Source organism: Enterovibrio sp. FF113, assembly GCF_041439165.1.
Taxonomy (GTDB): domain Bacteria; phylum Pseudomonadota; class Gammaproteobacteria; order Enterobacterales; family Vibrionaceae; genus Enterovibrio; species Enterovibrio norvegicus_A.
This window is the reverse complement of sequence record NZ_JBGONO010000008.1, coordinates 40,990-52,200: the sequence shown is the minus strand read 5'-3', so window position 1 is coordinate 52,200 and position 11,211 is coordinate 40,990. Positions and strand designations below refer to the sequence as shown.

The window sequence follows — 11,211 nt, the reverse complement described above, 5'->3', positions numbered from 1 at the left end:
AAGGAATACAGAATATGACAGAAACAACGCGCTTGGCGGCACAGAGTCTAGCTGTCTGGGAAGAGTGGAATGGCATGGGTGTGGCAGATCGTCGAGTGTTACTGACTGCTTGGGCTGACAATGTAGAGCAGCGTGGAGGTGTTTTTGAAACCGCCGCACAAATGATTCGTTTTCATTTGCAACACGCCGAAGCTTTGTTAGAGCCAGTACACGATATGCCAGGCCCGACAGGGGAAACCAATGAACTGTATACCGCAGGTCGAGGCTTATTCCTGATCACGGGTGACGACAGCTTGTCACTGACTGCACTTGCCGGACAGCTGACGGCAACCTTGGTTGCAGGAAACTGTGCGTTGGTGGCTGTACCTGCTGCATTGCGTCACGACACAGATGCCCTGCTCGCTGATTTAGTCAAAGCGAGTGTATCGCATCGATTAGTGCTCACGATCGAACTAAATGACGTCGATAGTGCGTTAGCCGACGCGCCACTTTGCGGTGTAGCTGCAGTGGCCAGTGATGCACTTTTGATTGAAATGAACCGAACCTTGGCTGCCCGAGACGGTGTGTTGGTCCAATTTGTCGCTGAGAACAATGCCGACCTGCTGCCTATCGTGGCCTCGCCAACCTATTTGCTTCGCTTTATTACAGAGCGAACGCGAACCATAAATATCACTGCTGTAGGGGGCAATGCCACCTTGTTAGAACTCGGCAGTGGTGAACATTAAAACCAACAAAAATTGGGCGTCTCATTTTGGCGCCCGCGCATTGAGGGAAATAGAATGATTGAAAACAGCGTTGCAATCAGCGCCACGTTTATCGTGTACCTGGTTCTTATGCTTGGCATTGGTATTTATGCCTACAAACGTACATCAAGCTCGGAAGATTACTTCCTTGGTGGTCGATCGCTGGGCCCTTGGCCTGCGGCTATTTCTGCCGGCGCATCTGACATGAGTGGCTGGTTGCTGCTTGGTTTACCGGGTTATGCATATGCCGCTGGCATCGAATCCTTGTGGCTGGCGGCGGGTTTGTTAGCAGGCACTTACTTAAACTGGCTGATATGCGCCAAGCGACTTCGTACCTACAGTATTGAAGTTGATAATGCGCTGACCATTCCAGAGTTTTTATCGCGTCGCTTTGAAGACAAATCCAAGTTACTGCAAACCATTTCCGCGTTCTTCATTTTGCTGTTCTTCCTTTTCTACACCAGCTCAGGTCTGGTTGCTGGTGGCAAGCTGTTTGAAACTGTGTTCGGTCTTGATTACTCCACGGCCGTGATTGTTGGCACCGTGTGCGTGGTGTCTTACACCTTGTTCGGTGGTTTCTTGGCGGTATCGTGGACCGATCTGGTTCAGGGCTTGTTGATGGCTGCGGCCCTGATGATTGTTCCAATTGCGACCATGGACGGTGCGTTTACTGACCTGCCTGGGGCATTGGAAGCGAAAAATCCAGAATTGCTAACGCTTTGGAATGACATTAACGGTGAGCCTCTGTCTGCGATTGCAATCATCTCTTTGGTTGCGTGGGGGCTGGGTTACTTCGGACAACCACACATTTTGGCGCGTTTTCAGGCTACCCGTACCAACAAAGACATCACGACAGCGCGTCATATCGCAGTGGTTTGGAGTGCCATCTCTATGGTGGGTGCTGTGCTGATCGGTCTTGTGGGAATCTTGTATGTTGACCAACACCTTGGTGGTGAACTGGCTGACGGCGAAACCATTTTCATGTATCTGGTGAATGCGGCATTCCACCCTGTGATCGCTGGCATTCTTTTAGCGGCTATCTTGGCTGCGGTGATGAGTACAGCAGATTCACAATTGTTAGTTTCCTCTTCGGCATTGGCCGAAGACTTCTACAAACAAGTATTCCGTCCGCAAGCATCAACGAAAGAAGTCGTCATGGTGGGTCGTTTCGCCGTGGTTGTTCTTTCTGTTGTGGCATTGGCGCTGGCGATGAACCCAGAAAGTTCAGTGCTTGGCTTAGTGTCTTATGCATGGGCAGGATTTGGTGCAGCCTTTGGTCCTGCGCTGCTGTTGAGCTTGTTCTGGAAAGATATGAACCGCAACGGCGCACTCGCTGGGGTTATCATCGGTGGCGTGACTGTGGTTGTTTGGAAACAAATCTCGGGCGGCATTTTCGATATCTACGAAATCGTACCTGGATTTATTTTTGCTTCTGTTGCCATTATCTCGATAAGTAAAATGACAGGCGGTGCAGCGGATGCAGTCATGCAAAAATTTGATGATTATGAACAGAGCCTAAAGACACTGCCATAACTCAACATTGAATTGAATTCTTCAAAAAGAATTCATGAAGCAGAAAAGGGGGGATGCGAAAGCATCCCCCCTTTTTTATTTCAATCATAGGGTTAGTGTGAGTGGACTGATTTACTCATACTTTTCTCATGCCTAGCATGAGTATTGAATTATTAACAGATAACTCAAAAGCGAGATTCATGGGCTACAGTTACTAATGGGCAAATGCGTCTAGCGACCTATTTTTTTGTTGCACCGTTTAACCCGTGAGTTAAGAAAAGGCTGAGGGCGTTGATATGGCAAGCAAATTAATCATTACACAACTTGAAGGCAATGCACTGATTTTTGCCGCAGATGGAAGTGTGAGGGCGGCAGAGCAATATGCAGAGCTGAAGCCCGATGAAGTGCTTGTGACCGAAAATGGCGGTGCCGTGCTAAAAGAAAACGGCGACCGTGAGATACGACTTGGCCCAAATAGCGGCTTTCTTTTCGAACCTCCCCCAGAGTCTGACAACGATGTAAATGCCCTGAAGCGTGGTGTCGAAGAAGGTGATGACCCAACAGAAGGCGCGGATCCTGCAGCGGGAGAGCAAAGCAGTTCGTCCGTGTTTTTTGGCGCTGGCAATGTGATCGTGCAAGCTGCAGGCAGTGGCCGCCCTGGTTTGGGAGAGCTATTGCAAGAGGCTAAAGGGGAGGAGAACCAAAGCGTCGAGCCCCTGTCTATTAACAATTTCACGACGCAGCAACTAGGCTCTTTGTCTACCTTACAACGATTTTTTCTTGATCGTCTGAATCAAAGCGAGGCAAACGAAGAGTCTACTGCTTCCACTACAACGCCAGACATTACCACCTCTGCGTCCCCAGCGCCTGTGCCCACAAACCCAGAGCCATCTCCGTCATCAGAACCCACTGATCCTTCAGATTCTGACTCTGGCAATAATGCACCCGCAGTGACGCTCGCATTGAATAACGTCACTGAAGAGTCGGTATCTGAAGGGCAGTCAGTTGCAACGATCACGGCGACGGATGCCAATAATGATGCTGTTACGGTTAACTTGCTTAACAATGAAGCCGGTTATTTCCGCATTGAAGGCGGGCAGGTCGTTCTAACGCAAATCGGGGTGGACGCCATCAATGATGATGCGCTCGGACTTGATGCGTTGGAAATCGTCGTTGAAGCCAGCGATGGTGATTTGGTTGAACAAATAAGCGGTACGATTACCGTGAATAAAGTGAACGATAACGTGCCTACTCTCACAGTGGACGCAGTCAATGTGACGGAAGAAGCGGTCACCGAAGGCATGGTATTGGCAACCTACACGGCCAATGACGCAGATGGAAATACGCTCACCTTTACCCTCACTGACAATGATGATGGCTATCTGTCAATACAGGACGGTAACGTGACGCTGACTGCGGAAGGTGTTGCTGCCATTAATAACGACGCTTTGTCTATCGAGGCGATTGCCGTCAATATTACGGTGAGTGACGGAGACTTTCAGACCAGTGCTTCCGATCTTGTGGTGGTAACGCGCGTGAACGACAGCTCTCCTGAGATATCAGTGATTGCGAGCGATGTGACGGAAGATAGTGTATCAGTCGGTCAAACGATCGCGACGTTTACGGCATCAGATGCCGATGGCGGCGATTTGACGTTCTCACTGTTGAATAATGACAGCGGCTACTTTGTCATTTCCGGTAGCAATGTTCAGCTGACAGAAGCAGGTGTAAACGCGATTCAAGATGATGAGCTGGATATTCGCAGCTTGTCGATATCTGTCACCGCTTCTGATGGTGAAAATCAGACCACCGCCGCAGATACGATTTTGGTTGGTCGCGCCAATGACAACTTACCTAATGTATCAATATCGGTGAATTCACTGCTGGAAGAAGACGTGTCGGAATCGACGTTAGTCGCCACGGTGTTAGCGACCGATGCAGATAATGACCCAATAACCCTTACGTTGGCAAATAACGAAAGTGACTACTTCGTTTTAACCGGCAACGAAGTGTATCTCACTGAGACAGGCGTTGCTGCTATCAATCAAGATGGCGTAGATCCTCTCACGGCGATGTCGTTATCAGTACAAGCGTCTGACGGCACTTATTCCGTGGTAGCGACAGAATCAGTGAGCATTGATCGGGTCAACGACAACGACCCAACCATCACGTTGAATGTCTCCGACGCGATGGAAGAATCTGTCAGTGAAGGCCAAGTGCTGGCAACGATTGTTGCATCAGATCTAGATTCAGATTCGCTGGAATACAGCCTGATGACTGCCAATGCTGATTGGCTGGAAATCGTTGGGGATGAAGTGCGATTGACTGCTGATGGCGTCGCCGCCATCAATGATGATGTGGCAGAGCTGAACAGCATCAGTTTCAGCGTGACGGCAGATGATGGTGACCGTCAAACCAGCGTGGACGCCGATGTAACAGTGAATCGCGTCAACGACAATGCCCCTGTGATTAGCCTCACGGTGAACGATCTGACCGAAGAGTCCGTGTCAGAAAACGATGTGGTGGCGACCTTCACCGTCTCTGATGCGGATGAAGATGAGCTATCGATTACGCTCATTAACAACGATAGCAATTACTTTGTGTTGAGTGGCACGCAAGTGTTGCTTACTGCGACAGGCGTTGCTGCGATTAACAGCGACAGTGCAGACCCCTTGCTTACCTCAATGTCTTTCTCTGTGACAGCAAACGATGGTACAACGACCACAGAAGCGTCTGCCACTGTGTCCGTGACACGTATTGAAGATATTGTGGCGGCAGATGACCAAAATGAGATTACAGCACTAGGTACTATTACTGGCAATGTGATCTCAGGGCTAAATGGCGATGGCAGCGATACTGTGCACGATGGTGTTACCGTGACGCAGGTAAGCTATCTGGGTGATGATTACGTGCTGTCGGAAGGCAGCGTGACAATTGCGACTGAGTCTGGTTCTTTCACCATGACGGACGACGGCAATTACACCTATATCTCATCCATTCAAACTCAATTCTATGCGAGCGAGCTTATCGCGGCATTTGATAGCTCAAATGGCGTGACTTTCTATGGCGCCGGCTTAGACCAAAACATCTTCCTTGGTGGCAATGCCGCTGCAGGGCTAGATTTGGACACCCTCTTAAACCAAGAAATTCATGATGACAATCCTGCTCCAGCCAACACCAGCGACGATGTGATTGATGGCGGTAATGGTGATGACGTTCTCTACGGATATGGTGGCAACGATAACATCGAAGGAGGTAACGGGGTTGATGAGCTGCATGGCGGAGAAGGTAACGACATTCTCTCCGGTGGCAATGGCAAAGATGTGCTTTATGGTGATGCGGGGAACGATACTCTGGACGGCGGCAGAGGTGGAGACCGTCTTGTCGGTGGCGAAGGTGACGACACGCTAACATTGGGCAATGGCCCTGATGTGGTGGTGTTTGAGTCCGGCACTGACACTGTGAATGGTTTCAAAACCAGTAACGACAGCATCATCATCAAGAATGCCACCTCAATCGACACATTCGATGAACTCGTGATGGAGCAAGTCGGTGATGATACCCATATCACGCTCGACACTGGCAAACTGATTTTAAAAGACATCGATATAGATGATTTGGATACCGACAACTTTACCTTTGAAGGTGCTGTTGCTGGTGGAGATTACGCCGCATTAGTGTATGGGTTTCGTGATGAAATTGACCAGACTATCTTGACCCTGAGTGGACTCAATACCGACGACACCTTCGATTACTACTTGTATGGCGCTGATGGCGAGCAAGTGGGTAAGGGGTCTTCAACCTACACCGGAAGCGATGTGACTATCGAGGCGACAGAAAATACCTCGTTTCGCTACTTAGTGATAGACAATACCGATGTGCTAGTGGAAGCGCTTTATGGATCGTTAGAAACCCTGACCCTTACGGATGAAGCTTTCATTTACACGGTTGTTGATAGCGATTCAAACCTAGATCAAGCCACGCTGACGATAAGCTTTGACGACGCCACCAGTTTGGTTGCAACCGTTCAGACCGCTGGGCTCAGTGGTGAAGTCAGTGGTGCGCATATTGCCGAAGGAAATCTGGTTAATAATGATCACCTTACAGGCGATTGGTCTCTGTCTGCGGTCAGTTTTGACGGAGCGATCTATAACGCTGCAGAAGGCATCATGCTGATTGAAACACCCTATGGATCGCTGACCATTTATGGTGAAGATGAAGGCACTCATAAAAAAGGAGACTTCAGCTATCAATTGATGACAGATGTCACTGAAAACGACGTATTGGAATCGTTTAGCTATGAATTAGTGAATGATAGCAGCGGTCTGCGTTTTGAAAGCACGCTGGATATCCGCCTTGCAGACAACACCAATGAAGATTTGAGCGACCTTGTCAATACCACTGAGTTGACGGGTGACGACAACGCGAATTTGTTAGCGGGTCATCAAGGGGACGATACCATCAGCGGCGACGCGGGTGCTGACCATATTTACGGTGGCGCGGGTATTGATGTCATTGATGCTGGCTTAGGTGATGATCTGATTGTGGGTGGCAAGGGCAGCGATTCGCTAACAGGCGGGACGGGCGCAGATGTATTTGCGTTTCTTAAAGGCGATGCCGACACGTTTGCGACAGACGTAATTGCAGACTTTGATGTTGCGTTTGATAAATTGGATTTGTCTGATCTCCTCGAAGGTGCAAATGCAGATAACATTGATGATTACTTGGTATCTCTAAGTGACGAAAATGGTAAAGCGACACTATCAGTGGCGAGCGACGGTGAGAACACCGATCAAGTTATTGTGTTTAATGACAAATCGCTCACAGAGTTGAGCCAGGATGTACTGGGTATTGCGTCAGGATCGGGTTCAGAAATCTTGGGTCGAATGTTAGAAGATGGACTGCTGATCACGCATCAATAGTTTCAGATACGCCAGCTAAGCCCAGCTATTAGACAGAGGAAGACTCGCCATGAGAGATTTGAGCTCTTTGATAGAGCTTACACACGTTACTAACGGGTGATCAATTTGCATCTTCTTACCCTCATTCAGATACACCGTTCGCATACCTGCATTTACCCCTGCTTGTACCCCCAAAATTGTATCATCCACAAATAAACATTGGTCAGTGGGAGCCGCCATATTCATCGCTGCATAGTGAAGTAAATCGGGTGCAGGTTTCCAGCTGTTAGCATCAAACGCGCTGAATAGCCGACCTGTAAAGTGCGAAAGTAACCCTGTCATGCCGAGCGACAGTTCCATTTTTTCTACGGGGCCATTGGATGCCACGCACATATCGACTCCGGCTTCTTCAAGCATGTTGAGTAAATCAGGCACGCCATTAATGGGAGTGAGGTGTGTTTTAAACAAAGATTCGCACTTTTTCCGATACAGCGGCTCTAGCTCGTCTAAAGAGATTAATAGCCCATATCGCTCACAGGTCTGAAGCAAAATATCAGCGAGTTTCCCACCTTGGAAATTATCTAAACATTCTTGTAAATCAAGCACGATATCGTAGTGAGCGAATACATCGACCATGGCCATTTGACTGAGGACTTCACTGTCTACCAGCGTACCGTCACAGTCAAAAATAACGCAAGACAAAGGGGTGTCGTAGTCAAAAAGATTCATTCGATTTTAGTTAACCTGTTTACTGGGTTGAACAATCGGGCATACCGTAAGCCTTGACCTGACTAAGAAATTCGACAAGTGCTATTTAGTAAATTGCCAACTAGGTCTTGTCATTGGTGGTTAATCGGGGGAAAAATCAACGCCAGATCGGGTTTTATTATCAGTGAGTCAATGTGTTAGAAATGGGACGGGGAAAGGCGATCCTCGGCTCAGGAAGCCGAGGATCTAACAAGGGAAATGTGTGTCGTGAGTGTTAGTGGTCGAGGTATAGGTAGTTCTGCCAGCTCTTCATGCGGATAAGAATTTTACGCATGATGGAGACATGGTGGAAGCTGTCAGAATAAACGGCAATTTCAACGTTGGTGCCAAATGGAAGGTTGTACTCGCTCATATCATCGTTGATTTGAAGTACCACCAAAGCTCTGCCCTGCTTATTGAACATGGCATCACCAAGCAGTGCACCCTGCGCTTGAACTTGTCCTTCTCCAATAGCGGGTATGACTTCAACGACTTCTCCGCTGAATGTTTTGCCCGGCAAAGCACGGAAAATAAATTCAGCCTCAAAGCCCGTCTTCAAACGGAGCAAACTGTTTTGTCTGAATGCGCCTACAAAGCGCTCTTTTTCTTCATTCACGAACGTCATAACAGGACGCAAAGGCATAGGCACAGCCATCATGCCGGGGCGGAGTGTTACTTGTGTCACTAAGCCGTCAGTTGGCGCACGAACCACAGTGCTGTCGAGATCAAATTGAGCTTGTTCCAAGCTCGCCTGCGCTTGTGCAACCTGCGTGTTAACGCCATCAATAACAGATTCTAACGCAATAAGCTGGCGACTTTCTTCTGCTTCAGCAGCGGCTAACAAGGCTTGTGCAGCAAGATAAAATTGTCGTTTGTTGTCAACGTCAGACTTGGTGAATGCGCCTTTTTTTGCCCCTTTTTGGTAACGCTCAAATTCTAATTTGGTGCGATCGCGTTCTGCGACTGCTCGCAAGGTATTGGCTTTAGCCGTTTGATATGAGGCTTCCAAACCTAGAGCAGATTGTTTAGCTGCGGTGAGTGCTGCTTGAGCGTCAATCACGCGTGAGTTAAATCGCGTTGGATCAATCTTGAATAGCACGTCACCTTGCTTTAAAGGCTGGTTGGGTTGTACCGGTACTTCCACCACTTGTCCGCGTACATTGGGAATGATAGGGGTAGTGACATACACATTGCCACCTAGCGATGTGTGAGGGTGGTTATAGTTCATTAGCAAAATCAATGAGCCAATGAGCACCACGCCACCTAATACAGCGGTAGGCACTGTCCACTTGTTTAAAGGAATACGAAATATTTTGAAAATAGCGATACATAGCGCGGTATAGGTGAGAATAAGCAGTAAATCCATTAGATTTCTCCCTTTTTCGGCGCTAGGTCGTCTTGTGATGGAGGCGTTGATGAAGGTTGTTTTTCCAACTCTTGCACTCTTTTCTTGAGTGCGTTTAACTCCTCCTGTATCGACTCTTGATTGTGCTCAAGCGTACTCATGCCCCAACCTCTGTCGTGTTGCCACAGCGTTGCCCATATCCACAAAAAAGGCCAGAGGACGTGTAACGTGAACAAGCTGACCCATCCGGCATGATGAATTGCGTCCTGATGGGGGTGATTGCGCTTTTTAGCGATTTCATAGGGAATGTCATGAATCACTATCACGCCATAGAAGATGACCAGCGCGACAAAAATCAGCAGCGCCAGCGCGATGTAATCAAGGTTCATTTTTCATCCTTAAAATTTTGATATTGATATAAACCTACCTGTTTGCCTACATTTGAACACATGAATAGATGTGGGCACGGATAAGGCATTGTCAGTGTATAAGAATTTTCATTCCATCTCATTGTTTGTATGTCCAATAATTTTGAACCGACAAGCAGCGATGACAGTCATTCGCCATTTTTGTTTGAAGGCGCGGGATTGTTTGCTTGTGTGCGGAATCGAGTACACTGAGATTTCAATGCTAGGTGTTGTATCAAAGCATCTTGAGGTGGCTGAGGTGTATGTTTTCAATAAAAGGAGAAGGGATGTATTCGCACACATGGAAAGACGGCAAAGGCATTGCGTTACCGGCCGGAAAAGTGGTTTGTATTGGCCGGAATTACGTTGAACATGCCCAAGAGCTGAACAACCCAATTCCTGATGAGCCCGTGTTGTTTATCAAACCCTCCACAGCGCTGGTAGGCTCGTCTTCTTCTCTGGTGCTAAAAGAAACCCTAGCCCCTATACATTACGAAGCAGAACTGTCCGTGCTGATTGGTCAGCCGTTAACTCATGCAACGGAAGCCGAGGTGCGAGAAGCGATTATGGGTTTAGGTGTTGCACTCGACCTGACGCGACGAGAAGCGCAAAGTGCGCTAAAAGAAAAAGGGTTGCCGTGGGAGATTGCGAAAGCGTTCGATGGCAGTTGCGTACAATCCCCGTTTGTGGCGAATCACCAAATGGACTTAGCGTCGACCAAGTATGGGTTGGATATTAATGGCGAAGCGCGTCAGCGAGGCGATACACAATTAATGATAACGCCTGTGATCGCTTTGATTTGTCACCTTACTCAATACTTCACCCTATTGCCGGGGGACATTGTGCTGACAGGGACGCCAAAAGGTGTTGGCCAACTGCATGCGGGCGACGAGTTGGCGTTGTCATTGTCGGGTGACACTCTCGCGAATTTTCGCTGTGTGGCTGCGCCTTAAATAGCTCGTGCGCTAAACCGATGGAGCCCTGAACAAATACGGAAACAGGGCCTTTTTCTCTGAGTCGGAAAGCCCGCAAACGCGGTCGATGTTGATTTGTGGAATGTCTTCCGCGTTTCCACCGTAATACTTGAATGCCTTCTCGATACTCGCTTCGCGGATCAGATGAAACACAGGGAATGGCGACCGATTGGTCAAGTTGCTGTCGTCTTCAGGCTCGACATCAGCAAAGCAATAGTCAGGGTGAAAACTGGCGATTTGATAGATGCCACGCCAGCCAAATTGATCAATCAGCATGTCTGCCACATCCAAGAACTGGTTGTAGTCATCAAAGTCTTGAAAGAGATGGGGTGTGACGACCAAGGTTGTTTCCAAGTCCGCCACTTCACTGCTGTCTAACAACGATAATTCCGCCAGCAGACAATCCATCACTGTTTGATCATCTGTGCCTTCACACACTTCAATTTTGATTTGCTTGTTACGCTGTGGTTTAGCGGCAAAAGGGCAAAGATTGAGGCCAATGACGACCTTCTCTAACCATTCTGTGGTTTGTTGTTCGATGTCTAGAACAGACCATTGCGTCGTCATGGGAAATCCCCTTTG

General features: G+C 48.3%; 8 protein-coding genes. 4 read left to right on the top strand and 4 right to left on the bottom strand.

Going from position 1 to position 11,211, the window contains the following annotated elements:
* The first annotated feature begins 14 nt into the window (after positions 1-14).
* From ACED36_RS08085 to ACED36_RS08075, 3 genes are all read left to right on the top strand, one after another.
* Positions 15-725 (top strand): delta 1-pyrroline-5-carboxylate dehydrogenase, encoded by a 711-nt coding sequence (locus tag ACED36_RS08085; RefSeq protein ID WP_371733074.1) that lies wholly within the window; start codon positions 15-17, stop codon positions 723-725.
* 54 nt (positions 726-779) lie between these two features.
* A complete protein-coding gene (gene putP / locus ACED36_RS08080) occupies positions 780-2,276 on the top strand; it encodes a sodium/proline symporter PutP (protein ID WP_371733073.1) in 1,497 nt (498 codons plus the stop codon).
* A gap of 275 nt (positions 2,277-2,551) precedes the next feature.
* Positions 2,552-7,177, top strand: coding sequence for a hypothetical protein (locus tag ACED36_RS08075; protein ID WP_371733072.1), 4,626 nt, complete (start codon positions 2,552-2,554; stop codon positions 7,175-7,177).
* 15 nt (positions 7,178-7,192) lie between these two features.
* Here ACED36_RS08075 and yieH read toward each other — a convergent pair whose 3' ends face one another.
* From yieH to ACED36_RS08060, 3 genes are all read right to left on the bottom strand, one after another.
* The gene (gene yieH / locus ACED36_RS08070; RefSeq protein WP_016959903.1) at positions 7,193-7,885 is read right to left on the bottom strand and encodes a 6-phosphogluconate phosphatase; all 693 of its coding nucleotides are present in this window, start codon (positions 7,883-7,885) and stop codon (positions 7,193-7,195) included.
* A 253-nt stretch (positions 7,886-8,138) separates the two neighbouring features.
* The gene (locus ACED36_RS08065; RefSeq protein WP_016959902.1) at positions 8,139-9,269 is read right to left on the bottom strand and encodes an HlyD family secretion protein; all 1,131 of its coding nucleotides are present in this window, start codon (positions 9,267-9,269) and stop codon (positions 8,139-8,141) included.
* Positions 9,269-9,637, bottom strand: coding sequence for a DUF3302 domain-containing protein (locus ACED36_RS08060; RefSeq protein ID WP_016959901.1), 369 nt, complete (start codon positions 9,635-9,637; stop codon positions 9,269-9,271). The genes ACED36_RS08065 and ACED36_RS08060 overlap by 1 nt, the downstream gene beginning before the upstream one ends.
* A 305-nt stretch (positions 9,638-9,942) precedes the next feature.
* Between ACED36_RS08060 and ACED36_RS08055 the strand changes: the two genes are divergently transcribed.
* Positions 9,943-10,608, top strand: coding sequence for a fumarylacetoacetate hydrolase family protein (locus ACED36_RS08055; RefSeq protein WP_016959900.1), 666 nt, complete (start codon positions 9,943-9,945; stop codon positions 10,606-10,608).
* Between the two features lie 12 nt (positions 10,609-10,620).
* Here the strand turns inward: ACED36_RS08055 and ACED36_RS08050 are convergent, their stop codons facing one another.
* Positions 10,621-11,196 carry a DUF1415 domain-containing protein gene (locus ACED36_RS08050; RefSeq protein ID WP_016959899.1) on the bottom strand — a complete coding sequence of 192 codons (576 nt, stop codon included), beginning with the start codon at positions 11,194-11,196 and terminating at the stop codon, positions 10,621-10,623.
* Positions 11,197-11,211 lie beyond the last annotated feature (15 nt).

What these genes read in the sequence shown, in the direction of transcription:
- ACED36_RS08085 (WP_371733074.1), top strand. Translation starts at nt 15, where the DNA reads ATGACAGAAACAACGCGCTTGGCGGCACAGAGTCTAGCTGTCTGGGAA.
- putP (WP_371733073.1), top strand. Translation starts at nt 780, where the DNA reads ATGATTGAAAACAGCGTTGCAATCAGCGCCACGTTTATCGTGTACCTG.
- ACED36_RS08075 (WP_371733072.1), top strand. Translation starts at nt 2,552, where the DNA reads ATGGCAAGCAAATTAATCATTACACAACTTGAAGGCAATGCACTGATT.
- yieH (WP_016959903.1), bottom strand. Translation starts at nt 7,885, where the DNA reads ATGAATCTTTTTGACTACGACACCCCTTTGTCTTGCGTTATTTTTGAC.
- ACED36_RS08065 (WP_016959902.1), bottom strand. Translation starts at nt 9,269, where the DNA reads ATGGATTTACTGCTTATTCTCACCTATACCGCGCTATGTATCGCTATT.
- ACED36_RS08060 (WP_016959901.1), bottom strand. Translation starts at nt 9,637, where the DNA reads ATGAACCTTGATTACATCGCGCTGGCGCTGCTGATTTTTGTCGCGCTG.
- ACED36_RS08055 (WP_016959900.1), top strand. Translation starts at nt 9,943, where the DNA reads ATGTATTCGCACACATGGAAAGACGGCAAAGGCATTGCGTTACCGGCC.
- ACED36_RS08050 (WP_016959899.1), bottom strand. Translation starts at nt 11,196, where the DNA reads ATGACGACGCAATGGTCTGTTCTAGACATCGAACAACAAACCACAGAA.